The sequence below is a fragment of the Streptomyces sp. NPDC060366 genome (assembly GCF_042725135.1).
Classification (GTDB): Bacteria; Actinomycetota; Actinomycetes; order Streptomycetales; family Streptomycetaceae; genus Streptomyces.
The window spans coordinates 473423-497768 of the sequence record NZ_JBHXDC010000004.1 but is presented as its reverse complement, the minus strand read 5'-3'; the positions used below and the strand labels follow the sequence as shown (position 1 = coordinate 497768).

The 24346-nt window shown below is 71.9% G+C and carries 20 protein-coding genes; 7 read left to right on the top strand and 13 right to left on the bottom strand.

Annotated features, from left to right (window positions below; genetic code table 11):
* Nucleotides 1-34: 34 nt before the first annotated feature.
* Nucleotides 35-1549 carry an alpha/beta hydrolase gene (locus tag ACFWHU_RS14850; protein WP_387225113.1) on the bottom strand — a complete coding sequence of 505 codons (1515 nt, stop codon included), beginning with the start codon at nt 1547-1549 and terminating at the stop codon, nt 35-37.
* A 202-nt stretch (nt 1550-1751) separates the two neighbouring features.
* Here ACFWHU_RS14850 and ACFWHU_RS14845 point away from each other — a divergent pair, with 202 nt between their 5' ends.
* Nucleotides 1752-2261: a hypothetical protein gene (locus ACFWHU_RS14845; RefSeq protein ID WP_387225112.1), complete on the top strand. Its 510-nt coding sequence runs from the start codon at nt 1752-1754 to the stop codon at nt 2259-2261.
* Between the two features lie 15 nt (nt 2262-2276).
* Here the strand turns inward: ACFWHU_RS14845 and ACFWHU_RS14840 are convergent, their stop codons facing one another.
* Nucleotides 2277-2618: a DUF5713 family protein gene (locus ACFWHU_RS14840; RefSeq protein WP_387225111.1), complete on the bottom strand. Its 342-nt coding sequence runs from the start codon at nt 2616-2618 to the stop codon at nt 2277-2279.
* Between the two features lie 70 nt (nt 2619-2688).
* Entirely contained in the window at nt 2689-4362 is a 1674-nt protein-coding gene (locus tag ACFWHU_RS14835) for a tetratricopeptide repeat protein (protein WP_387225110.1), read from the bottom strand.
* A gap of 120 nt (nt 4363-4482) precedes the next feature.
* Between ACFWHU_RS14835 and ACFWHU_RS14830 the strand changes: the two genes are divergently transcribed.
* Nucleotides 4483-5568 carry an NAD-dependent epimerase/dehydratase family protein gene (locus ACFWHU_RS14830; protein ID WP_387225109.1) on the top strand — a complete coding sequence of 362 codons (1086 nt, stop codon included), beginning with the start codon at nt 4483-4485 and terminating at the stop codon, nt 5566-5568.
* Here ACFWHU_RS14830 and ACFWHU_RS14825 read toward each other — a convergent pair.
* The 3 genes from ACFWHU_RS14825 to ACFWHU_RS14815 form a co-directional block, all read right to left on the bottom strand.
* Entirely contained in the window at nt 5527-6360 is an 834-nt protein-coding gene (locus ACFWHU_RS14825; protein WP_387225108.1) for an isocitrate lyase/phosphoenolpyruvate mutase family protein, read from the bottom strand. The two genes, ACFWHU_RS14830 and ACFWHU_RS14825, sit on opposite strands and share 42 nt — an antisense overlap.
* Nucleotides 6361-6469: 109 nt before the next feature.
* Entirely contained in the window at nt 6470-7576 is a 1107-nt protein-coding gene (locus ACFWHU_RS14820; RefSeq protein ID WP_387225107.1) for a sensor histidine kinase, read from the bottom strand.
* On the bottom strand, nt 7573-8535 hold the full coding sequence (locus ACFWHU_RS14815; RefSeq protein ID WP_387225106.1) for a response regulator transcription factor: 963 nt from the start codon (nt 8533-8535) through the stop codon (nt 7573-7575). The genes ACFWHU_RS14820 and ACFWHU_RS14815 overlap by 4 nt, the downstream gene beginning before the upstream one ends.
* Before the next feature lie 123 nt (nt 8536-8658).
* Between ACFWHU_RS14815 and ACFWHU_RS14810 the strand changes: the two genes are divergently transcribed.
* Genes ACFWHU_RS14810 through ACFWHU_RS14800 form a run of 3 tightly spaced genes read left to right on the top strand, consistent with a single transcriptional unit; the run spans nt 8659 to nt 10897 of the window.
* A complete protein-coding gene (locus ACFWHU_RS14810; protein WP_385792149.1) occupies nt 8659-9402 on the top strand; it encodes a glycosyltransferase family 2 protein in 744 nt (247 codons plus the stop codon).
* Nucleotides 9399-10052, top strand: a complete 654-nt coding sequence (locus ACFWHU_RS14805; protein WP_387225105.1) for a DUF2064 domain-containing protein — start codon at nt 9399-9401, stop codon at nt 10050-10052. Before ACFWHU_RS14810 ends, ACFWHU_RS14805 begins: the two co-directional genes overlap by 4 nt.
* Nucleotides 10049-10897 carry a methyltransferase domain-containing protein gene (locus ACFWHU_RS14800; RefSeq protein ID WP_387225104.1) on the top strand — a complete coding sequence of 283 codons (849 nt, stop codon included), beginning with the start codon at nt 10049-10051 and terminating at the stop codon, nt 10895-10897. The genes ACFWHU_RS14805 and ACFWHU_RS14800 overlap by 4 nt, the downstream gene beginning before the upstream one ends.
* Nucleotides 10898-11261: 364 nt before the next feature.
* On the opposite strand, the gene ACFWHU_RS14795 is transcribed toward ACFWHU_RS14800, so the two are convergent.
* Nucleotides 11262-12581, bottom strand: a complete 1320-nt coding sequence (locus ACFWHU_RS14795; protein ID WP_385792146.1) for a molybdopterin-dependent oxidoreductase — start codon at nt 12579-12581, stop codon at nt 11262-11264.
* 260 nt (nt 12582-12841) lie between these two features.
* Between ACFWHU_RS14795 and ACFWHU_RS14790 the strand changes: the two genes are divergently transcribed.
* Nucleotides 12842-14152, top strand: a complete 1311-nt coding sequence (locus tag ACFWHU_RS14790) for a hypothetical protein (protein ID WP_387225149.1) — start codon at nt 12842-12844, stop codon at nt 14150-14152.
* 15 nt (nt 14153-14167) lie between these two features.
* Here the strand turns inward: ACFWHU_RS14790 and ACFWHU_RS14785 are convergent, their stop codons facing one another.
* Nucleotides 14168-14866: a GPP34 family phosphoprotein gene (locus ACFWHU_RS14785; protein ID WP_385792145.1), complete on the bottom strand. Its 699-nt coding sequence runs from the start codon at nt 14864-14866 to the stop codon at nt 14168-14170.
* 121 nt (nt 14867-14987) lie between these two features.
* Nucleotides 14988-16430 carry an amino acid permease gene (locus ACFWHU_RS14780; RefSeq protein ID WP_385792144.1) on the bottom strand — a complete coding sequence of 481 codons (1443 nt, stop codon included), beginning with the start codon at nt 16428-16430 and terminating at the stop codon, nt 14988-14990.
* A gap of 216 nt (nt 16431-16646) precedes the next feature.
* Between ACFWHU_RS14780 and ACFWHU_RS14775 the strand changes: the two genes are divergently transcribed.
* The gene (locus ACFWHU_RS14775) at nt 16647-17618 is read left to right on the top strand and encodes an ABC transporter substrate-binding protein (RefSeq protein WP_387225103.1); all 972 of its coding nucleotides are present in this window, start codon (nt 16647-16649) and stop codon (nt 17616-17618) included.
* 244 nt (nt 17619-17862) lie between these two features.
* Here ACFWHU_RS14775 and ACFWHU_RS14770 read toward each other — a convergent pair whose 3' ends face one another.
* Genes ACFWHU_RS14770 through ACFWHU_RS14755 form a run of 4 tightly spaced genes read right to left on the bottom strand, consistent with a single transcriptional unit; the run spans nt 17863 to nt 24336 of the window.
* On the bottom strand, nt 17863-19281 hold the full coding sequence (locus ACFWHU_RS14770) for a glutamine synthetase family protein (RefSeq protein WP_387225102.1): 1419 nt from the start codon (nt 19279-19281) through the stop codon (nt 17863-17865).
* Nucleotides 19278-21110 (bottom strand): IucA/IucC family protein, encoded by a 1833-nt coding sequence (locus tag ACFWHU_RS14765; RefSeq protein WP_387225101.1) that lies wholly within the window; start codon nt 21108-21110, stop codon nt 19278-19280. Before ACFWHU_RS14765 ends, ACFWHU_RS14770 begins: the two co-directional genes overlap by 4 nt.
* The gene (locus tag ACFWHU_RS14760) at nt 21107-22564 is read right to left on the bottom strand and encodes a lysine N(6)-hydroxylase/L-ornithine N(5)-oxygenase family protein (protein ID WP_387225100.1); all 1458 of its coding nucleotides are present in this window, start codon (nt 22562-22564) and stop codon (nt 21107-21109) included. The genes ACFWHU_RS14765 and ACFWHU_RS14760 overlap by 4 nt, the downstream gene beginning before the upstream one ends.
* Nucleotides 22561-24336: an IucA/IucC family protein gene (locus ACFWHU_RS14755; protein ID WP_387225099.1), complete on the bottom strand. Its 1776-nt coding sequence runs from the start codon at nt 24334-24336 to the stop codon at nt 22561-22563. The genes ACFWHU_RS14760 and ACFWHU_RS14755 overlap by 4 nt, the downstream gene beginning before the upstream one ends.
* Nucleotides 24337-24346 lie beyond the last annotated feature (10 nt).

Genomic DNA, 24346 nt, shown 5'->3' with positions numbered 1-24346 from the left:
CGGCACGACTGTGCAGGGCGGCCGGGCCCAGGGCTCAACTCGCGCAGTACACGTCCCGCTCCGGGCGCTCGCCCGTCGTCAGGAACGTGGTGACCTTGCTGTCGCCGCACGCGTTGCCGTTGGCCAGGTACATGCCGTGGCCGCCCTGGTCGACGGTGACGAGCCTGGCCCGGTCGCCCAGCGCCTCACGCATCTTCAGAGCGCCGAAGTACGGGGTGGACGGGTCACGCAGGCTCTGGATCATCAGGATGTTGGACGGGCCCCGGTCCGTGATCCGGGTCGGCTTCTCCGCCGGACCGCTCTTCCAGAAGGCACAGGCCAGGACGTTCTTGGGCATGCCCGCGGTGAGCGGATAACGGGCGCGGTCCTCCTTCATGGCCCGCGCGTATCCGCCCACGGAGGACGGCCAGCGCACGTCGTTGCAGACGACGGCGATCATGACCGACGCGTCCTCGTCACGGATCGGCTGGGCGATGTCCGGGGACAGGACGGGCTTGGCGGCCGGGTCCTGGGCCGCCTGGACGAGCCGCGCGAGCTGGGGAAAGACCGAGTCGCTGTAGAGGCCGTTCAGGAACGCCTGCCGCAGCATGCTGCCGGTCAGCGGATTGCCCTCGGTGGTCGACTCCTTGGGCGCGTGGTCCAGCTCCGCCGCGAGCGCGATGAACAACGGCCGTACGTCCTCGGCCCGTTCGGCCAGCCGCAGCCCTTCGTCGTCCCGTTCCGGGTCGGCGGCCCAGGCCGCGAAGTCGGGGAAGCGGTCCTCCACGGCTCTCGACGTGTTCGCCATCCAGCCCCGCTCGACACGCGTCGGGTCCGGGTCACCGCTGCTGTCCAGCACCCAGCGGTCGGTCCGCTCCGGGTACTTCTGCGCGTACACGGCACCGATGTACGTACCGTACGAGGTCCCCCACGCCGACAGCTTCTCCTCCCCCAGCGCCTGCCGGAACCGCTCGATGTCCCGTACCTCGTTGGCGGAGGTGAAGCTCCGCAGCACCGCGCCCCCGTTCTCGTCGCATGCCTCGGCGGTACGGCGCGAGCGGGCCACGTTCTCGCCGATCCGCCCGTCGGCGCCGGGCCACGACCGCAGCTTCGCCACATACCGGTCGTCGGCTTCGAGCCCGCAACTCGCCGTCGTACTGCCGCCGACCCCGCGCGGATCGAAGCTCACGACGTCGTACGCCCCGTCCAGCTCCGGGAGCAACGCGTTGCCCTTCCTGGTCAGCGCCTGCACCCCGGATCCGCCGGGCCCGCCGGGGATGAACAGCAACGTCCCGCGCCGCGCCGCCGGGTTCTCGCTCCGCACCCGCGACACGGCGAGCGTCAACTGCCGCCCATCGGGCTTCCCGTAGTCCAGCGGCACCTCCAACTCCGCACACTCCTGCCCCGCGGGCCCCCCGGCCTGCGCACACGGCTGCCACTTCAGCCCACCCCCACCCTCGACGGCCCGCGCACCCCCGACGGGCCCGGCGACGGCCAGCGAGCCGGCCACGGCGGCGGTGGAGAGGGTGAGGAGGAGGGTCTTTCGGCTGTTTTTCCGGTAAGTCGTCATGGTGCAAGGGTTGTTGAGCGGGCCGCTGTTTCCCATGCGGCAGGCAGGCATCCAGGGGGTGGGGGTAGCCCCCGAGGGTTCCCGCACGTGTCCGGGGACCCCGACCCGATATGAAAAAGTGCTCGGACCACCTACCGGGTGGCCGGGCCGGACCGCCCGGCCGGACCAAGCCCGCCGGGACCGCACCACACGGGGGATTTCCATGCGCGGTACGACCGCCTCGCTGTGCCTTGCCACAGCCCTGCTCCTGGCCACCGGCGCCACCGGCTGTTCCGGCGACGGGGAGGACCCGCCGCTGGCGGTCGGGACCACCGTCACCCGGGAGTTGGAGGGCGGCGGCAAGGCCGCCTACACGCTCAAGAGTGTGATCGATCCGGCCGAGATGAAGCCCGGGGAACTGGGGCCGCTCCTCGAGGGAGGGTCCTGGGCCGCATTGGAATTGAGCTTTGAGAATGTGGGGGAGAAGGACATCGAGGAGCGGCCCCTCTATCGGACGGCTGTCGGGCCGCGCGAGGGCGAGAAGCCGTTCGGCACGACCGCCACCGACTTCGAACCCGTTCAGGGACCCGCACTGCCCCAGGTCGTACGGCTGAAGCCCGGCGAGAGCGTCGAAGGGTTCCTCGTCATGGAGGTTGGGCGGCCGGGGCCGGTTGTCGGCACGGTGACGTACTCGCCCGGCCGCAGCGGGGACATCGTCTGGCAGGTCGACTGACCGCTCCGGGCGCCGTCACCAGTCGCGCTCGGCCACCACCTCTTCCAGATCCGCGTCCGCGAACCCGTAGGCAGACGCCACGAACCCGAAGTCCCCGGCTATCTCGTCACGGGCCATGGTCTCGATCTCACTCCCCGCCGCCCAGAACTCCTCCTGGAGCCGGTTGAACTCCTCCGTCGCGACCGCGGTGAGCACGTACAGCCCCGCCAGATCGGCCGGCCGCTCCGCCTCGATGCGCTCGCACAGCCGCAGCAGGATGTCCCGCCCCTTGTCGAGGAGCCGATCCGGGAAGTACTCGTCCCCGTACAGCCCCCGCAGAAACTCACGCCCGGCGACCTGCTGGTTCGTGATCGACATGGTGATCCCCATCCCCTTCGAAGAGCCGACGCGCCGATCCTGCACCACGGGTCTGACACCGCCGGGCCCGTCAGGTGGAGCAGCAGGTGTCCGGTGGGCTCGTCGTGTCGAGGCGGCAGAAGCAGGACGCGGTGATCGGGACGTCCGCCAGCGCGGTCGCGGTCGTGAGTTGGTGGGACACGATCTGGGCCTCGCCCGTCTTGCCCAGCCGCACCAGGCACTCGTAGAAGCCGTGCAGTGCCCATACGTTCCCGGGGTGCCGGGAGGGTCTGGGGAGTGTGTCGTCGAGGCCGAGGTCCGCGCGGTAGACGGCTTCGGCCTCCGCGACGCGGCCCTGTTCGAGCAGCAGCGCCCCGTACGCGTGGCGGGTCGGTTGCATCCAGCCCCAGGGCTCGTCGAAGGGGAGGCTGTCGTCGAGCGCGATCGAGCGTTCCAGCGAGGCGAAGGCCAGGTCGTACTCGCCCTTGCGGTAGTGCAGTTCGCCGTCCAGCATCGCGGACGCGACGCCGAGGATGTCCCGGCAGGTGTTGTTGAACAGCATCCGGCTCTCGGGCACCCGCTCGACGGCGAGGTGGAAGGCGCCGCGCTCGGCCTCGGCCTCGGGGATGCGGCCGGTCGCCGAGTACGCCACTCCCCGGGCGTAGCGGATCATCGCGGTGGTCACGCAGTACAGATCGGCGTCGGCCGGCAGCGGCAGGGCGAGGATGTCCGCCCACCGGCCGAACCGGATGAGCACATGCACCCGCATGGCCAGGAAGCCTTCGAGCCAGTCCGCCATGGGCGGGCTCTCCACGCGCAGCAACTCCTCCGGGATGGAGGCTTCGAGCTGTGCTGCGGTTTCCAGCGCTGTCCCGGACTGTCCCAGGAACATCGCGCCGTAGATCTTGAAATGGTAGTTGTGCGAGCGGTAGAGCGTGTAGAAGTTCATCGCGCCGGCCCGCCGCCGGTACCGCTCGTCGGCCCTGATGGCCTCGCTGTTGGCCGATACGACGCGCCGGTAGTCACCGCACAGGACGTCGAGATGCGACGGCATGTGGTGCAGGTGCCCCGCGTCGGGCATGGATCCGCGCAACCGGTCGGCGACCACCAGAGCGTCCTCCGGAGTCGGAGACATCTCCATCAGATGGATGTACAGGTGCAGGGCGCCGGGGTGGTCGGTCCCGGCGTCGCTCAGCAGCACCCGGTCGAGGACCGCCTTCGCCTCCGGTGTACGGGCGTCGGCGGCGGGCTCGCCCGTACGCAGATCCCAGAGCCGCCAGGGGGTGAGGTTCATCAGCGCGTCGGCGTAGAGCGTGGCGACGTCGGGGTCGTCGGGCGCGAGTTCGTAGACGCCACGCATGGCCTCGGCGTAAGGCAGGTTCCAGACCGAGCAGTCCGCCACGGCCTGTGAACGCGGGTAGCGCGCGAGGAGCGCCTCGATGAGGGCGCGCTCGGTCGGTGTCGCGCCGGCGCGACAGGCGCGGGCCCGCTCGACGGCTGCACGGGTCCTGCGGACGGTCCGCTCCAGGTCGAGCGGGTCGAACGAGTCCCACGGCTTGTTGTAGTTGGGCCCCATCGCGTACGCGATGCCCCAGTGCGCCATGGCGCAGCCGGGATCGGCCTCCGCCGCCTCTTCGAAGCAGCTGACGGCCTCCTCGTGGTTGAACGCGTACGTCCACGCCAGCCCGCGGTCGAACCAGCGCTGCGCCTCGGCCGAACGCGTCGACACAGGCCGTGTGAGAGTCCCGAGGTCGAAGTACTCCATGAACATCTCCTTCGAAGGGTGGTGCCGCCCGCCCGACCGACGCGCGCGTGATCTTACGGTCCCGTGACATGCCGTGGCGGGTACCGACCGCTCCGTGATCGCGCGCCTAGCGTGGGCCGTATGCGTGTACTTGTCACCGGCGGAGCCGGATTCATCGGGTCGGAGATCGCCCGCACCCTCGTGTCGCGTGGTCATGAGGCCGTCGTGTACGACGCGATGCTGCCCTCCGCGCACGGCGGGGCCCCGCCGCGGCAAATGCGGGACGGGGAGCGGCTGGTCGTCGGGGACGTGCGGGACCGGGAGGCCTTGGCGGGGGTGCTCGCCGGGGTGGACGCCGTCTGTCATCAGGCCGCGATGGTCGGGCTCGGCAAGGACTTCGCCGACGCGCCCGCGTACGTGGGGTGCAACGACCTCGGCACGGCGGTGCTCCTCGCCGCCATGGCCGAGGTGGGCGTGCCCTCCCTGGTGCTCGCCGGGTCGATGGTCGTCTACGGCGAGGGGCGCTACGACTGCCCGCGCCACGGCCTGGTCCGGCCGGGGCCGCGCGCCGCCGCCGATCTGGACGCCGGGCGGTTCGAGCCCAACTGCCCCGACTGCGGCGCCGAGTTGGTGCCGGGTCTGGTGGCGGAGGACGCGCCCGTCGATCCGCGCAACGTGTACGCCGCGACCAAGCTCACTCAGGAGCACCTGGCCTCGTCGTGGGCGCGGGCCACGGGCGGGCGGGCCGTGTCCCTGCGCTACCACAACGTCTACGGGCCTGGCATGCCCCGCGACACCCCGTACGCGGGGGTCGCCTCCTTCTTCCGGTCCTCGCTGGCGCGCGGCGAGGCGCCCCGTGTCTACGAGGACGGCGGCCAGCGGCGGGACTTCGTACACGTACGGGACGTGGCCGCCGCCAACGCGGCCGCCCTGGACGCGGTGTGCGCTGCGGGGCCCGCCGGCTTCGCCGCGTACAACACCGGCAGCGGCGAGCCGCACACCATCGGCGAGATGGCCGCCGCGCTGGCCTCGGCGCACGGCGGGCCCGCGCCCGTCGTCACCGGCGAGTACCGCCTGGGGGACGTACGCCATGTCACCGCCGATTCACGGGCGTTGCGCGACGAGCTGGGCTGGAAGCCTGAGGTGGGCTTCGCCGACGGCATGGCGGAGTTCGCGACGGCGCCGCTACGCGAGCCGGGACGCGTAGTCGACGAGCCGCGCCTGTAGCTCCGGATACGGCGTCGCCTCGGGGACGGCGCCGCCACCGCCACGTACCGTGTCCGCCACCCGTACGGCGGCGTGCAACGCGGCCCGGTACGGCAGGGATCCCGTACTCACGCGGCGAACGCCCAGCCCCGCAAGCTCGGTGAGCGAAAGGGCCGGGACGGCGAGGACGTTGAGGGGGACGGTGACGGCCGCGGCCAGTTCGCGCAGTACGCCGGGCTCCGTGACGCCGGGGACGAACACGCCGTCCGCGCCCGCCTCGACGTAACGCGCGGCGCGTTCGAGCGTCGCGTCGACGGTGGCGTCCTGCCCGAGCCAGTACGTGTCGACGCGGGCGTTGACGAACACCTCCGGGCAACGCCGCTTCACCGCCGCGACCTTCGCGGCGTGCGCGGCCGGGTCGATCAGCGTCTCGGCGGTGCTGTCCTCGATGTTGACGCCCGCGACGTCCGCGACATCGGCACCGGCCGCGGCGAGCGTGGAGACGTACGCGGCGACCTCGTCCGGGTCGACGGAGTAGCCGTCCTCAATGTCCACGCTGACATGCACCGGCAGCGGCGCCAGGGCCCTGGCCAGCGCGACATTCGCGTCACGCGTCGACCGCCCGCCGTCCGGACGGCCGAGCCCGGAGGCGACACCGAAGCTCGTCGTGCCGACGGCCTCGAACCCGGCGTCGACGAAGGCGAGCGCCGAGGGGACGTCCCAGGCGTTGGGGAGCACCAAGGGCGCGGTGCGGTGGTGCAGTTCGCGGAAGCTGAGGGCCGGGGGAGTGGGCGGGGAGGCAGGGGAAGTCATGGATGAACCGTACGGAGCGCCGGCCGCGCGGCGCGGACCGCGGGGCTTCGGGCGTGTCCGGCCTCTCCGGCCTCTTCGGCGGGTCGAGCGGGGACAGCCGTGACGCGGGTCAGGCGGCGGGGAGTGTCACTTCGAAGCAGCAGCCTCCCGCCACGTTGCGGACCGCCGCACGGCCCGCGTGGGCCTCCACGATGCCTCGTACGATCGCGAGACCGAGGCCCGCGCCCGCCGGGGGTGTGCGGGCGTCGCTCCCGCGCCAGCCCGTGTCGAAGACGCGCGGCAGGTCCTCCTCCGGGATTCCGCCGCAGCCGTCGGTCACCGAGAGCACCACGCCGTCCTCGGCGTGCCGCGCGGTGACCGCGACCGTGCCGTCGGCCGGGGTCCGGCGGATGGCGTTGACCAGCAGGTTGCCGAGGACCCGGCTCATCTCCTTGCTGTCGACCTCCACCGGTACGGCGTCGATACGGTCCCCCACGAGCCGTACGCCCAGCTCGCGCGCCAGCGGATCGGCACCGGCCAGGGCGTCGCCGACCAGGTCGTACACGGATATCCGGGTGGGGGTCAGGGTGAGCGATCCGGCGTGGATCCGGGAGAGTTCGAAGAGGTCGCCGACCATGTCGTTCATGCGCTCGACCTCGGTACGTATCTGCCGCAGATAACGCGGGGAGTCGACGGCCATACCGTCCTCCAGCGCCTCCGACATGGCGCGCAGCCCGGCGAGGGGCGTGCGCAGATCGTGCGAGATCCACGCGACGAGTTCGCGCCGCGAGGTCTCCAGCGCGCGTTCACGCTCACGCGAGCTGTCGAGCTTGGCGCTCGTGGCCGCCAACTCGCGTGTCAGCGCGTCCAGTTCGGCCGTCGCGGGCTCGACGGGCGCGGCGAAGACGCCGCCGTCGCCGAACGATCGGGCGGCCAGGGTCAGATCCCTGCTGCGGGCGACCATCCATCTCCCGAGGAGGACGGCGGTGACGAGCGAGACGACGGCGGCCATCGCGACGACCGTGGTGACGACGCTCAGATCGTGCGGTGACAGGAACATCGCCCAGGCGACGGCGAGCGTCCCGGCGAGCATCGCGGTCACGGCGACGGCTGCGACGACGGTCACGGACACGACGAGCGACCGGTGGCGGAACAGGCGCAGGGCGAGGGCCCCGAGCAGGCCGGCGGCCGCGGCGCCGAGAAACGCGATGAGAGCGATGAGGAGCATGTCGGTCATGGCCGGTCGGACCTCCGGGGGCTGGGTGACGGGTCCGGTGATCGGCGGGGCGGGTCCTGCGACGACGGTGACGTATCCGGAACGCCTTCCGCGTCGGATGCGGTCCACGTGTCCGGCGGCGGATGGTCAACACCCGCATCCGCGCCCGCACTCTCACCGACGCCCGCGCTCTCCCCCGTGTCCGCGCTCTCCGTCTCCGCCAAGCGGTAACCGACCCCCCACACCGTCTGGATCAACCGCGGTCGCGCCGGGTCGTGTTCGATCTTGGCGCGCAGGCGGCGGACATGGACCGTGACCGTCGACAGGTCGCCGAAGTCCCAGCCCCAGACCTCGCTCATCAGCTCCTCCCGCGAGAACGCCCGCCCCGGGTTCCGCAGGAAGAAGGCCAGCAGGTCGAACTCCCTCAGGGTGAGCGCCAGTTCGCCGCCCTCGCGGGTGGCGCGGCGCGCCACCGGGTCCAGGGAGAGGGTCGCCGTACGCAGCGCGCCCGCCGTCGGCGACGTACCGGGCGCGGGCACCGGCAGCCGCGCCCGGCGCAGCACCGACTCCACACGCAGCACCAACTCCCGCGGGCTGAACGGCTTGGTGACGTAGTCGTCCGCTCCCGTCTCCAGCCCCAGTACGCGGTCCTCCTCGTCCCCGCGCGCCGTCAGCATGATCACCGGTACGGGGCCGCCCTGTTCGCGCATCCGGCGGCAGACCTCGAAGCCGTCCATGCCGGGCAGCATCAGGTCCAGGACGACCAAGTCCGGCCGCCTGCGGGCGAATCGCGCGAGCGCGGACGGGCCGTCGGCGGCGCGTGCGACGTCGTGACCGGCCCGGTCGAGGTAGCCGGCGACGACCTCGGCGACGGTCGGATCGTCGTCGACGACGAGAACATGGGCGGGCGCCCGCCCGTTCGCGCCGTCACCGCGGTCACCGCCGTTACCGCCGTTGCCGCCGGTGGGATTGCTCTGCATACGTCCACCTTCGCACCGCGCCCGGCGCGACAGACTCCGCGAGCGCCCGGATCGGCCGAACGTCCGTGTTTCGTAAGGTCCAGAAGTCCGTTATGCGGCCTTACGATCCGTAGGGTGAGCGCCGTGACCCACCTCACTGATCTCACCGCCGATGTCGTTCTGCCCTGCCTCGACGAGGCAGCCGCGCTGCCATGGGTGCTGGAACACATCCCTGTCGGCTGGCGCGCGATCGTCGTCGACAACGGCTCCACGGACGGTTCGGCGGACGTCGCACGCTCGTTCGGCGCCACCGTCGTCCACGAGCCGCGACGGGGTTTCGGTGCGGCCTGCCACGCGGGCCTCCTCGCGTCCGACGCCGAGTACGTCTGCTTCTGCGACTGCGACGCCTCCCTAGACCCCGGCCTCCTCACCGAATTCGTACGCCAAGTCGCCCTCGGTGAAACCGATTTGATGCTGGGCCGCCGTCGCCCCCAGGGCCGTGGCGCCTGGCCCGCGCACGCCCGCGCCGGGAATCTCGCCCTCTCCCGGATGCTGCGCCGCCGCACCGGCGTGACGCTGCGCGACCTCGGCCCGCTGCGTGCCGCGCGCCGCGAGGACCTGCTGGCGCTGGGCATCACCGACCGGCGCAGCGGCTACCCGCTGGAGATGGTGGTGCGCGCGGCCGACGCCGGACTGAGGGTCACCGAGACCGACGTGCCCTACCGGCCGCGCACGGGCAGGTCGAAGGTCACCGGCACCTGGCGGGGCACCTGGCACGCGGTGCGCGACATGCGCGCTGTACTGAGCCGGCCACCCGCGCAGGCCGTACGACCCACGCGCACCGCACCGAGCACAGCACCGAACGCCCCCGCGGAGGCCGCCAAGTGACCTCCCCCACCACCACCCTCCTCGTCATCGCCAAGGAACCCCTCCCCGGCCGCGTCAAGACGCGCCTCACCCCGCCCTTCACCCCCGCCGATGCCGCCCGCCTCGCCGAGGCCGCGCTCGCCGACACCCTGCGGACCGTCCGCGGCCTCCCCGCCCGGCGCCGCGTCCTGGTCCTCGAAGGGCGCCCGGGACCCTGGCTGCCACCCGGCATCGACGTGGTGCCGCAGTGCGCGGGCGGGCTGGACGAGCGGCTGGCCGCCGCCTTCGAAAGCTGTACGGGGCCGACGCTCCTCGTCGGCATGGACACCCCGCAGATCACCCCCGCCCTGCTCGCCCCCGCGCTCGGCCCGGCCGGCTGGGACGGCTGCGACGCCTGGTTCGGACCCGCCGACGACGGCGGCTTCTGGGCGCTGGGCCTCGCCGCGCCCGAGTCCGCCCCGCCGGACCTCATTCGCGGAGTGCCCATGTCCGCCCCCGAGACCGGCGCCGTGCAGCGCCGCCGGCTCGTCCGCGCCGGGCTCACCGTGCGCGATCTGCCGCCGCTGCGCGACGTGGACTCGGCGGCCGACGCCGAGTACGTCGCGTCGGCCGCCCCGGACGGGCAGTTCGCGGCCATGCTGCGCCGACTCACCCCGGTGGGCGCCCGGTGAGCACCGCGGACACCGGCACCGGCACAGCGGACACCGACGCGACAGACACCGAAAGCCCGGAGACCCGCGCCGGAACCGAGGCCGCCGCCTGGAGCACCGATCCGTACGCCGACGCCCTCCGCGCCGGCCGCGGCCCGCTCTTCCTGCGCCGTACGGACGGCTGGCTGCTGCCGCTCGACGTCGAGCGCTGGTGCGCCCGCGCCGACGCCGCCGACCTCTCGGCCCTGCACCGCTGCGAGGGCGCCGTCCTGGACATCGGCTGCGGCCCCGGCCGTCTCGTCGCCGCGCTCGCGGCCCGCGGCCGGCGGGCGCTCGGCGTCGATGTCAGCGAGGCGGCCGTCGAACGTACGCTGCGGCTCGGCGGCACCGCCCTGCGCCGCTCCGTCTTCGATCCCCTGCCAGGTGAGGGGCGTTGGGGCACCGTCCTGCTCGTGGACGGCAACATCGGCATCGGCGGCGACCCCGCCGGGCTGCTCCGCCGGGCCGGCGGGCTGCTGACGCACGGCGGGCTGATCATCGCCGAGACCGCGCCCGTGGACATCGACGAGCGGGTACGCGTACGGGTGGACGACGGGCGCCACCCGCCGCCGGCGGACGGCCCCCGCGCCACGGGCTCGCACTTCCCGTGGGCCCGGCTCGGCACCCCGGCCCTGCTCCGGTACGGCCGGGCCCTCGGCTGGCTGCCCGTCGATCAGTGGGAGGCGGCGGGCCGCCCCTTCGTCGCCCTGCGCCGCAGCACCGCGCGCGTCACCAGACAGAGCGCCGAGCACACGAACAGCGCGGCCGTGACCAGCAACCAGCGCGCCAGGAACCCGTCGGGCGACAGGGCCGCGTACGGCTCGTAGCGCCTCACCCGCCCCGTGATCATCGGGAACCACACCAGCAGGAGCAGCGCGGACAGGAAGGCCGGTACGCGTACGTAGTTGACGAGTCGGCGCCGCGGTCCCAGCGCGGCGGTCACCGTACGGTCGGCCACCGTGTAGAGCGGCACCAGGACGAGGTCGTGGACAAGCGCGGCGCCGACGAACCAGACCACGATCAGGAACGTCTCGCCCACCAGCAGGCGTAGTCCCACATAGCCCGCGAACGCGAGGGTGGCGAGCAGCAGCACGATCTGGAACGGACTGCCCAGCAGGGAGCGGTACTTGAGGGAGTGGTGCTTGAGGACGCGGTACTTGGGAGCGCGCCCCGCACGGTTCCGGCGATTCATCACAGCGCTCCGAACGTCAGCCTGGTGACCCACTTCGTGTTCAGCACCCCGGGCGCGGCCGGGACGATGATCCGCGCCGGGAAGCCGTGATCGAGCGACAGGTCCGCGCCGTTGACCCGGAGCGCCAGCAGCGAACGCCCGTCGCGCACCTGGTTGTCGCGCAGCGCGCCCGAGCGGAAGCTGCCCCGGGGCTGGAGTGACTCCACGAACACGTCGGGCGCGTCGGCCGGGTACCCGGCCAGTGCCGCGAGGTCCCGCAGGCGTACGCCGCGCCACGACTGGTTCGACGTCGACCAGCCCTCCACACAGGCGATCGGCAGCTCGGAGGTGTGCTGGGGCATCGCGAGGAGCTGCGCGCGCGAGAACCGTATGTCCCCGGCCGGACCGCTGACGACGAGCCGCCACCGGTCCCCGGCGGTGTCGGCCGCCCTGACCCCGACCGCCGCCGCCGTCTTGTTGATCTGGAAGCCGTTCGGGCCACTGCCCGGGTCCTCCCAGCCGTGCGGGGCGAGCAGCGCGGTACGGCGCAGCGGCCCGTCGAAACTCCGGCCCGCCGTCGTGAGCAGCATGAACAGCGATCCCGCGCCGACGACGGCGAACGCGCCGCGTCGCGAGACGGTCGGCGCGGCGGGCGCCGGGGACGCCAGATCGTCCTCGGTCCTCGGAGCGCGGTGCGCCCCGGCCCCCGTACCGCCGTCGGTTCCCCCGGAGCGAAGCTCCCCGCTTCGGATCGCCCGCAGCGCCTTCGGCGTCTTCAGCGCCGCGTGCGCGACGAACGCCCCGAAGAACACCCACGCCCCGTAGAAGTGCAGCCGGTAGAAGGACCCGGGGAAGAGGTAGTCCAACTGGATGTTGAGCACCCCGGTGATGAACTCGAACAGCGCACCGCCCACCAGCAGCACCAGCGAGATCCGCTCCAACGCGTGCGCGAGTGAGGTGACCGGCGGCAGCGTGAACAGCCTGGGGATCACCGACCAGAGCTTCGCCAGCAGCACGGGGATCAGCGCGATGCCCACCGTGACGTGCAGCCCCTGGGTGAGGCGGTAGAGCCAGTACGGGTGGGTCGGCCAGTCGAAGAGGTAGAAGCCCAGCCACCCCCGGTCCGGCGTCTTGTCGTTGACGGACGCGAGATCCGGGTTGTACGCCGCGTACGACACCAGGCCCGTCACGAACAGCAGCGTGAGCCCGGCCATCAGCACGAGTCCGAGCACGGCGGTGAACCGGACGCCGCGCACCGGACTGCGCCAGAAGCCGGGTTCGGTCGGCAGCGGTGGCAGTGCGCCGACGGGGCGCTTCGACAGCCGTGGGGGGTGATCCATGCCGCGACCGTAAACCCGCGCACCCATCCGAGAGCTGGTACGACTTCTGACGAAATGGTGACGTGGCCCCGCCGTACCGCCGGAAGCCGCCGCCCGCTGCATAACGTGCCGGGGTGAAGACGGATGAACGAGGACACCCACTCGGCGACACGGACACGGACACCGGCGCGCACGCGGACCCGGACACCGGCACGCACACCGATGACCACGGACGCGACCGCACCGGCCGCCCGCCCCGCCGGGATCTCGTCGCCGCCGCCATCGGCCTCGCGCTCGTCACCACGGCCGCGCTCGTCGGCTGGGCGATCCAGCGCGCCGACGGCAGCCTCCAGGTCAACTGGCCCCCGCTGCTCGGCACTTGGGACCCCCGCGTCGGACCCGGCACCCCCGCCGCGCTCGCCGTCGCCGTCCTGATCATCGCGTACGGCCCCGGTCTAGCCGCCCGGCTGCCGTGGCGCGCGCTGCTCCTCACCACCTGGGCCGCCGCCCTGGCCTGGACGTTCTCGCTGGCGCTCGTCGACGGGTGGCACTGGGGCGTGGCGCGCCGGCTCACCACCAAGAACGAGTACCTCACCGTCATCGACCGCTTCTCCGACATCGGCGCGACGCTGCGCGGCTTCAGCGACCACATCGTGGTCGGCCCGCCCGGCAACTGGCCCGCCCATGTCGCCGGCCATCCGCCGGGCGCCACCCTCACCTTCGTCTGGCTCGACCGGATCGGCCTCGGCGGCGGCTCGTGGGCCGGGGTCTGGTGCATCGTGGTGGGCGGCTCGGCCGTGGCCGCCGTACTCGTCACGCTGCGCGCGCTGACCGACGAGCGCACCGCGCGCCGCGCGGCGCCCTTCCTGGCACTGGCCCCGGCCGCCGTCTGGATGGGCACTTCGGCCGACGGCTACTTCGCGGCCGTCACCGCCTGGTCGCTCGCCCTGCTCGCGCTCGCCGCGACGCGTACGGCCCGCTTCCCCGCCGCCGCCGCGCTGGGCGCCGGGCTGCTGTACGGGTTCACCTGCTACCTCTCGTACGGGCTGACGCTCATGGCGCTCCCCGGCCTCGGGATCCTCGTCCTGGCCCGCACCGCACGCCCGCTGCCCCTGGTACTGGCGGGCGCGCTGGTGGTGCCGGTGGCGTTCACGCTCGCGGGATTCAACTGGTGGGAGGCGTACCACGAGTTGGTCGTGCGCTACTACCAGGGCGCGGGCGGGGTGCGCCCGTACTGGTACTGGATCTGGGGGAACCTCGCCGCCACGACCCTGGCCGTCGGCCTCGCGACGGTGGCCGGCCTCGGCCGGGTGTTCGCGCTCGCACCCCGCGCCGTACGGAGTACCCGACCCTCGCGAGAGCCCACAACCCCCGTACTCCGCCTGGTTGTTCTCGTCCTGGCGGCGATGCTCGCGATCCTCGCCGCCGATCTGTCCGGGATGAGCAAGGCGGAGACGGAACGCATCTGGCTGCCGTTCATGCTGTGGCTCATCCCCGCCACCGCCCTGCTGCCCGGCCGCCGGCGATGGTGGCTGGCCGGGCAGGCGATCGTCGCCCTGCTGGTCAACCACCTCGTCTTCACCGGCTGGTGAGGTCGCGTCAGCCGGTCACATGACGGTCGTCGTGACCACCGTCAGCACGACGATCGCCGTCAGCGCGTCCTCGGCCGCCTTGACCGCCTGGCGCACCGCCGGCCCCGCCCACTGACCGTGCGCGACCTTCTCCATGTTCACCTTGGCGGTCGCCAACTGCGGCTTCTCGTAGAGCAGTCCGTGCAGCTTCGCGCCGTGCAGCAGGGCCACCAGAGTCGCCGTGCGCTCGTCCGGAGCCGCCCCGCGCATCACGACCTCGTCGAGCCGCTGCCGCAGCGCGGCCTCCACCGATCCGTCGGCCTCCGGGTAGCGGCGTACGGGGAAGAGGCCGAGCACCTTCTTCTTCTCCTCGCGGATCAGGCCCTTGGCCACGAGGCTCCCGGTCGTCCCGGCCACCGCGCCCTTCTTCAGGTGCTCGATCCACTCCTTCGTCTTGCGCGGCCTGCGCTTCTCCTCGCCGGAGATGTCGGCCAGCGCCGCGTCCAGCGTGGGGTCGTCCAGGGGCGCCGCGTCGAGGACGGTGACCTGGTCGTCGTTCACCTCGACACGGCCCGCCAGCACCAGTTCGACCAGTGACGCCGCCGCGATGGCGTAGGAGACGTTCATCGACTCCTTCTCGGCCCCGGACTCGTCGTCCAGCGACAGGAGCAGCAACTGCTCGCCCAGCGTGGTCTCGACCGGTGTGTTCGTCGGCGTATTCGTGGCGAAGTTCATGACGCTCGTCTCTCCTCGAACCGTGGGGGTAATCAGCCGTCTTCCCTCTGGGGACGCGTGGCGAACGGGAATGGCTCCCGCGCTCTCGATCGGTCCGTCGACGGTACGTACGCGCCCTGCCCTACTCCTTCGGAGCCGGCTCCGACACCGGCGGGTTCTTCGCCAGCTCCGACCGCCGGTAGGAGTACGCGAAGTACACGACGAGCCCGATCGCGAACCAGATCCCGAACCTCACCCATGTCTGCCACTGCAAGTACGTGATCAGCCAGAGCGACGCCACGACACCGATCGCCGGCACGACCGGCATCCCCGGGCAGCGGAACGCGCGCGGCAGGTCCGGCTGCCGGTAGCGCAGCACGATCACGGCCGTGCAGACGACCGCGAACGCCAACAGGATCCCGATGTTGGTCAATTCGGCCGCCTCGCCGATCTTCACGAACCCGGCGATACCCGCAGACGCGAACCCGACGATCCAGGTCACACGCGTCGGGACCTTCCGCTTGGGATGCGTCTTGGCGAACCATTTCGGCAGCAGCCCGTCCCGGCTCATCGCGAACCACACCCGCGTAACTCCGAGCATGAACGTGAACATGACCGTCAGGATGCCGATGATCGCGCCGACGGCGACGATGTCGGCGATCCCGTCCAGACCGACCGACGCGAAGGCGGTCGAGAAGCCGCTCTCCTTGTCGACGTCCTTGTAGTTCTGCATCCCGGTCAGCACCAGGCAGGCGAGCACGTACAGCACCATCGAGATCGCCAGCGAGTAGATGATCGCCTTCGGCATGTGGCGCTGCGAGTCCTTCGACTCCTCGGCGGCGGTGCTCATCGCGTCGTACCCGAAGACCGCGAAGAAGACGGTCGCCGCACCCGTGAACGCCCCGCCGACGCCGTACGGGAAGAACGGGTTGTAGTTGCCGAAGTCGATGTGGAAGACGCCGACCGCGATGACGAGCAGCACCACCAGCACCTTCAGCACCACCACGGCCATCTCGAAGCGGGCCGCGCTGCGCATGCCGAGGGTGAGCAGATACGCGATCAGCAGACAGAGCACGACGGCGAACAGATCGACCTTGTGCCCCTCGCCGGTGCCGGGCGCGCCCAGCATCCACGCGGGCAGATCGCCGCCCATCGACTCGACGAGGAAGCTGAAGTACCCGGAGATGCCGATCGCGACGACCGCGACGATCGCCGTGTATTCGAGCAGCAGGTCCCAGCCGATGAACCAGCCGGCCAGCTCGCCGAGGACCGCGTAGCCATACGTGTACGCGGACCCGGCCTTCGGGATGAGCCCGGCGAACTCCGCGTACGACAGGGCCGCCGCCGCGCTCGCGACGCCGGCGATCAGGAACGAGATGAGGACGGCGGGGCCCGCCGTGCCGTTCGCGATCGTCCCGGCGAGGGTGAAGATACCGGCGCCGATGATGCCGCCGACACCGATCGCGGTGAGCTGCCAGAGCCCGAGGGTGCGGGTGAGCTGCTCGCCCTCCGGGCCCTCGGAGTCCTGGATGGTGTTGATGGGTTTACGGCGCAAGACACCTTCACCCGCGCGGAATCCGGCCATGACGCGACTCCTTCCCAAGGTTCTTCAGGGCTTCCCGAGGCTTGCGACAGTGCGCCATGGTCGCGGATGCCCGGCGGCGGGGGGAAGGCATGGCGTGTAAGGGCCCTGTGACTGGACCGTGATGCACGGAACTTGTTGGGCCGGTCCCACTAAAGTTAGGTTTGCCTTAGTTACGTCCGGGCCGACTCCGGGCGGTCGTCAGGAGGCTTGCCCACCGTGTCCACACATCTCACTCGCCGTATCGGCGTCGCCGCCGCGGTCACCGCGCTCGCCGTCTCACTCTCCGCGTGCGGTGGCGACGGCGACGAGTCCTCGGACAAGGCCGAGTCGGGAGGGACGCACGCCGTCAAGACCGCCATGGGCGAGGTGAAGGTCCCGGACGACCCCGAGCGGGTCGTCGTCCTCGACACGGACGCGCTCGACTCCGCGATCACGCTCGGGATCACACCGGTCGGCGCGACGACGGCCGTCGCGGACACGCCGTTCTCCACCTATCTGCCGCAGGACAAGCTCAAGGACATCAAGGCGGTCGGGCTGATCGCCGAGCCGAACCTCGAAGCGATCGCCGCTCTCAAGCCCGACCTGATCCTGAGCAGCAAGGTCCGGGACGAGAAGAACTACAAGCCGCTGTCGAAGATCGCCCCGACCGTCTTCTCCGACACCACGGGCCCCAACTGGCGCGAGAACTTCGAGCTGCACGCCGACGCCCTCGGCAGGACGGCCGAGGCGAAGACGATCACCGACGCCTACGACACGCGGGTCAAGGAGCTGACCCCGACGCTCGGCGGCCCGGAGACGGCGAAGAAGACAACCTTCGGCTTCGTCCGCTTCGTTGAGGGCGCGGACACCCGTCTCTACCTCAACGACACGTTCGTCGGCTCGATCTACGGCGACCTCGGCGTCGGCCGCCCGGCCAACCAGGACAAGACCGGGTTCTCGCTCGACGTCAGCCCGGAGAAGATGGACCAGGCCAACGCGGACGTCGTCTTCTACTCCACCTACGGTGACGCGAAGAAGGCCAAGGAGACCGACATCATCGGCGGCCCGCTCTGGAAGAACCTGGACGCGGTGAAGGCCGAGAAGGCGTTCAAGGTCGACGACAACGTGTGGATGCTGGGCATCGGTTACACGGGCGCGGGCAAGGTGCTGGACGAGATCGAGAAGAACTACGGCGGCGCCGCGAGCTAGGCCCTGTCCGGCGGACAGGACCTAGGGCCTGTCGTTCGGATCTTGCCGGGCTCGCGGTCCCTGGCACGCACGCCCGCCGCGTTGTCGTCGGTCGCCAACGCTCCGCGTTGTCTCCCTCCTCCGCCTTGCGACCGCACGCACCAGACCCCGCTCCCTGATCCGGCCTGATCCAAACGACAGACCCTAGCTGGCAGCTCCGACGCACATCGCCGGGCCGGCTTCCGAGCCGGCCCGGCTTTCGCGGCTACAGCCGCTCGAAGCCGCGCATCCGCTCCCAGTCCGTCACCGACGTCTCGAACGCGGCCAGTTCGGTACGGGCCGCCTGCGCGTAGTGCGCGACCACCGGCTCACCGAAGACCTTCGCGGCGATCTCACTGCTCTCCCAGCGGTGCAGCGCCTCCGTGAGCGTGCCGGGCAGCCGGGGCACCGACGGATCGGCGAGCGCGTTCTCCCGGTGCGGGGGCGGGAGTTCGAGCCGGTGCTCGATCCCGTAGAGACCGGCGGCGACCGCCGCCGCGACCGCCAGATACGGGTTGGCGTCCCCGCCCGGCACCCGGTGCTCGACGCGCATCGAGGACCCCGTCCCCACCACCCGTATCGGACACGTCCTGTTGTCCCGGCCCCAGGTGATGCCGGTCGGCGCGAAGGCTCCCGGCTGAAGCCGTTTGTACGAGTTGATGTTCGGCGCCATCAGCAGGGTGAAGTCGGGCAGACAGGCGAGCTGACCGGCGACGAAGTGCCGCATCAGGCCTGACATGCCGTCGTCGGCGGACGCGTCGGCGAGTACGGCGGTGCCGTCCGTGCCGCGCAGCGACAGATGGATGTGGCACGAATTGCCCTCGCCCTCGTCGAACTTGGGCATGAACGTGAGCGCCACGCCCTCCTGGGCGGCGATCTGCTTGGCGCCGTTCTTGAAGAAGACGTGGTTGTCGCAGGTCGTCATCGCCTCCGCGTAACGGAAGACGATCTCGTACTGCCCCGCGTGGCACTCCCCGCGCGCCGTCTCCATCGCCAGCCCGGCCCGGCCCATCTCGCGGCGGATGCGGCGCACGACGGGCTCGATGTCGGTCAGGCCCTGGAGCGAGTAGTCGACGTTGTACGTGGTCGCGGACGTCAGGCCCTGGTAGCGGGTCTCGCGGGCGGCGCGGTAGGTGTCGAGGAAGACGAGGAATTCGAGTTCCGTACCGGCGAGCGCGGTCAGCCCGCGCTCGGCGAGGCGGTCGAGCTGTGTGCGCAGGATGTGGCGGGGGGCGACGGCGACCGGTGAGCCACCGGCGTCCGGCCAGTGCGCGTCGGCGATGACGAGCGCGGTGCCCTCGTCCCAGGGGAGGTGGGTGCGCAGGGTGGCGGGGTCGGGCCGCAGGAGGAAGTCGCCGAAGCCGGTCCGCCAGGCGTCGATGGCGTAGCCGGGGCGGGTGTCCATCTCGACGTCGGAGGCGAGGAGATACACGCACGCGCCGAAGCCGTCACCGGCTCCGTCCCTGCCGTCTTCGCCGCCGCCCCCGCCGTCCCCGCCACTCCCGCCCTCTATCTCGTCGAGGAAGTACGGGACGGAGAGCCGGCTGCCCTGGAGCCGCCCCTGGATGTCGGGGACGGCGACGATCACCTCCTCGACCCGCCCGGCGGCGGCCTCGGCCCGCAACAGCTCGTACCGGTCGCTCATTTCTGGTCCTCTATTCGTACCGGCGTCACTGCCAGCGGGTTCGGCACGGTGCCGTGCACGACGTCGAAGCCCTCGTCGCGCTCCGAACGGTCGTGGAAGCCGCCGCCCAGGAGCTGTTCGCGGTTCAGTGCGACGCGGTCGAAGGACGGGGCGAGGAGCCCGTACGAGTCGAAGCGGTCGGCCAGCTCCGGGAAGCGGACGTGGTAGCGCTCGATCTCGGCGCGTACGAGCGCCCAGAACTCGTCCTCGGGCAAGCCGAGTTGATCGGCGCACAGTGGGGCGAAGAACCGGAAGTGTCCGGCGAAGACCGCGCTGAGCAGCGAGTGCGCCAGCTCGTGGGCCGGCCAGCGCAGCAGGACGCGGTCGGCGCGCTCGGAGAGCGTGGCGTACTCCGGCCGGGCGCCGGGCAGCAGGTTCACGTCCTCGGCGAAGTCCTTGACCGCGATACCGATCGGGATCTCGTCGCGGTCGAAGATCACGACGGTGTTCTCGCCGTGCGGGCAGAAGGCGACGCCGTAGCGGTAGAGGTAGTGCAGCAGCCCCGGCAGCAGCGCCCCGAAGAATCGTTCCAGCCACGCCGCGGGGGTGAGCCCGGAGCGGTCGACCAGCTCGGCGGTGAGCGCGCGCCCGTCGGAACCGGTCTTGAGCAACGCGGCCATGGTGCGGGCGCGTTCACCCGCGTCCGTGTCCAGCAGCGCGGCGACCGGCTCGCGCCAGACGGCGCCCAGGAGTTCGTGGTAGCGGTACGGGGCGTCCTTCACCGACTCGTACAGCGGATGCCCCACGGCGACGGCCGCGACCTCGCCGAGCGGATGGATGCGCAGCTCCTCGCTCAGATACGGATCGGCGTCCCGTACGGAGTGCAGCCAGGCGCTCACGTCGGGCGCGGCCTCGGTCGGCCCGGTCGAAAGCCCGCGCCAGACAAGGGTGTTGCGGATGAGGAGCGGGACCTTGACGTTGCGGCGGTGCGGGTGGTCGATGTTGGCGAGGGTGCGGATCGACTGGAGGGGACGGTAGCGGTCGTCGCTCTGCCCGAGCAGCACGATGCGGCTCTCGGCGAGATAGGGCGCGAAGAGGGTGGCGACGGCCTCGTCCCAGTGGAAGGGGTGCACCGGCAGCCAGCTGAACTCCGCGCCGCTCAGGCCGGTTCGGGCGCACTCCTCGGCGAGGACGGCGGCGAACCGTTCCCGCGTCGCCGGATCCAGCTCCTCGGCGAGCAACCGCTCGGCGTCGAGTCCGGGAACGCCGGAGTACACGGCGAGGTCGCTGTGCACGGCGGCCCACAACAGCTGTACGGCGGAGGCCGACTCGGGCGCGTAGGCGGCGGCGTCGGACGCGGAGAAACCGAGACGGCCCTTGTTGAGGAGCATGCAGGGATGCCCGTCCTGGTACGCCTCCAGCTCCAGATGCCCCAGATCGGCCAGCTCGGCGGCGGGCAGCGCCCTGACGATCGCCTCGGCGTCGGCCCGCCGGGTGGCGGTCAGCTCACGCAGGACCTCGGCGGTGGTGGGACCGTCCCACCCGAGCACGCCGCGCGCGTCGAGCAGCAGGCGCTCGGGGCCGGCGTCCTGGCCGTCGGGGACGGCCGGTTGGCGGATGAGGCTGCCGGGTTCGACACGCCACGTCCCGAAAGTGCCGCGAGCGGCGCGCAGCGTCCAGTGCACGTCGTCGCCGAGGTCGAGCCGGTAGAGGCCCGCTGTCCCGGCGACGCCGTCGGGGACGGATACGGGGACGGGGACGAGCAGTTCCTCGTACGCGAACTCCTCCACGGCCTTGACCAGCAGCCGCCGACCGGCCTGTTCCCAGGCGTCCCGGTTGATGTGGTTCATCGAACGTTCTCCTCGGAGACGACGGAATGGGCGGAGGCGGGAGCGGGGAGGTGGGGGCGGGCGCCGTCCGTGGCGGAGCCGGGGCTCGGCACCCCGAACGTCGTCCACGCCGCCCGCTCCGGGACCCGCAGCACCGTCCGCCCGGCCACGGCGTTCAGGATCGTCGCCGCGCGCCAGGCGCCGAGCGTCAGGTCGGGCGCGCCGACGCCGTGGGTGTGCATCTCCGCGTTCTGGACGTACAGCCGGCCCGGGACTCCGGGGTCGAGTGCGACGCGGTAGTCGCCGTCGATCCGGTACCGGCCCTGTGCGTCCCAGTCCACGAGCGTGCCCAGACCTTGCTCGCCGTCGTCGCCGTCGCCGTCCAGGAAGGCGGGCCGGGACGCCGCGTAACCGGTGGCCGAGACGATCGCGGACGTGCGGATCTCGAAGAGGGCGTCCTGCTGCGCGTGACGGCACGTCAACACGTACTCGTCGGCGGCGACTTCGGCCGCCACGATCTCGACGCCCGGATGCAGCGCCGCCCTCGGGTCCGTCCCGCCGATCGTCCGTTCGTACATCTCGTCGTGCAGCTCGCCCAGCGTCTCGTCGCTGACGCCTTTGTACAGCTGCCACTGTTCCCGTACGAGCTGCTCCCGCCGGTCCTCCGGAAGAGCACGGAAGTAGCGGATGTAGTCGGGCGTGAAGTGTTCGAGCCCGATCTTGGAGTACTCCATCGGCGCGAACGCGTTCGTGCGGGCGAGCCAGCGGACGTACGGACCGCCCGCCCCGGCCCCGTCCTGGTGCCGCAGCAGGTCCAGCGCGACCTCCGCGCCCGACTGGCCGGCCCCGATGACGGTCACGTCGTCGCAGGCGGCGAGCCGTGCGCGGTGCGTCCGGTAGTCGGCGCTGTGCAGGACGCGGCCCGCGTGCGCGGCGTCCGCGAGCAGCGGGCGCAGTGGCTCCGGCACGACCGGGTTCGTCCCCACGCCGAGGACGACCTGCCGGGCGAGGACGCGCGTGAGGGCGCCGTCGGCCGCGCGATGGCCGACGACGAACAGCTCCCGCCGCCCGTCCCACCCCAACTGGACTACATACGCGTCGAACTGACAGGACGTCAGTCCCTGTGTGACCCAGCGGCAGTACGCGTCGTACTCGCGGCGCGGTATGTGGAAGCGCTCCGAGAAGAAGAAGGGGAACATCCGGTCGTGGTGGCGCAGATAGTTGAGGTAGGACCACCTGCTCGTCGGATCGACCATCGTCACGAGGTCCGCCAGGAAGGGCACTTGGAGGGTGGTGCCCTCCATCAGCAGACCGGGGTGCCAGGAGAACGCGGGCTTCGCGTCGAGGAACAGCGTGCGCAGCTCCGGGGCGCCGTCCGCCAGGGCGGCGAGGGAGAGGTTGAACGGACCGATGCCGACGCCGACTAGGTCGTACACAGGGGTACTGGATTCGGACTCGGGCTCGGACTCGGTCACCGCTGGGCCTCCGCGAGGGGGTTGGTCAGGTCGACGTAGACGGACTGGGACTCGACGTCCCCGACAAGCTCGTCGAGCCCGTCCACGCAGGTCAGGTAGTTGCCCTTGCAGCGCAGCACGGGCGCGTCCAGCAGCAGGTCGAGCAGTGCCTTCGCCCCGGGCTCGGCGGCCCGCAGCCGCTCCAGCCGGGCGCGCAGCACGCGCAGCAGGTCGCCCTCGTCGGCCAGCCCGAGCGCGCCGAACGCGCCGACGAGGCCGAGGAGGTTGTTGATGCCGAGGTAGTACGCGACGCGCTCGTCCACGAACGCGTCGTCGAAGACGAGGTCGAGCCCGTCGGCCGCGCCAGGCAACAGCCGCTCCACGTCGGCCGCGTGGGACGCGGCGACGTAGTAACCCTGGCTGTCGCGGTACCAGCCCGCGCGCGGCAGCCCGTCCGTGTCGAGCGCGACCAGCGTGTTCTGGTGGTGCGGCTCCAGCGCGATGCCGTACCAGGCGCGGAGACGGATGAGCGGGACGGCGAGCACGTCCAGATACGCGGCCAGCCAGCGCGCGGACGCCTCGGCGGTGGAGACGCCGTGGGCGCGGGCGGTACGGGCGACGGCCTCCGACAGGAGCGCGCGGTGCGCGGGCGGCGAGCCGTCGCCGGGCCCGGTGCGCTCGGCCACCAGCCCGGCGACGCACAGCCCTTCGAGCCCGCCGCCCCCGCCGCCCCGGAAGGGGTTGTCGCGTACGGCGGTCTCCAGCCCCGTCTCGGCGTCCCCGTCGACACCGGCCGACACCCACCCGAAGTCGCGCAGGATCCCGAACTCCGGATGCTCGGCCCGCAGCCGCCCGGCGGGCCCGGCGGCCAGCAGCCGCGCGGCGCGGACACCGAGCCGCATCTCGCCGCGGAGGTTGTTGCGACGGGAGTTGGTGATCCGCATACCGAGGGAGAGCTTCAGCATGACGTCGGCGTCGGGCCGGTGCACGGTCCGCACGGACGAGGTCGGATACCAGTCGGGCCCGGCGGGCCCCAGGGGCCGCAGCAGCCCCGCGTCCACGAGCGCCCGGACGGCGGGCCTGGCGAGCACGTCCCGTGCCTGCCACGGGTGCGCGGGCACCACGGCCATCCCGTCGGGTACGGACAGCCCGAGCCCGTCGGTGAGGGGCCGCAGCAGCTCGGCGGGGGTGCGCCCGTCGGCGCTCTCGCCGACGAGGACGTCCGGGTGCACGGCGAACCAGTGCAGCGGGAAAGACCCTCTCAACTCGGGTGAGTAAGCGTCGAGTTCGCTGTCCGACGCGCCCTCGCGGCTCTTGGGCGCGGGGTGGAAGGGATGCCCCAGGAGGAGCGCCTGCTCGGCATCGAGAAACGGCGTCACTCCTCGGGCCCCCGGTGTCTCGCCCCGCCGCCGCACGAGGTGCGCCCCGGTCCGCGCGGCGGAGTTGACGACCCGCCCGACGGCATCGGCACCAAGATGCGGCGGCGCGCCGCGCCCGAGGGTGGACTCCCGCACGAGCGCGGCGGCAACGAGCCCCACGTCGGCGGGCAGGCTGCCGCCCCGACCGGAGGTGACGACACGAACGCTCCCGAACCGGTGCCACCCGGTGAGAGACCGGTACAGCACCCGTACGCGCAGGGTCAACGCGCTGCAAGGCAGCACCAGATACAGCACGCCACCACTGCGGGGCACGTCGGTCCCGGTCTCCCGGACGTAGGCGCGGAGCAGGGTCTCGACGGCGACGGAGTCGGCGGCGCGAAGGGGATCGGTCAGATCGAGCGGATCAACCGCCACCGGCCCCTCC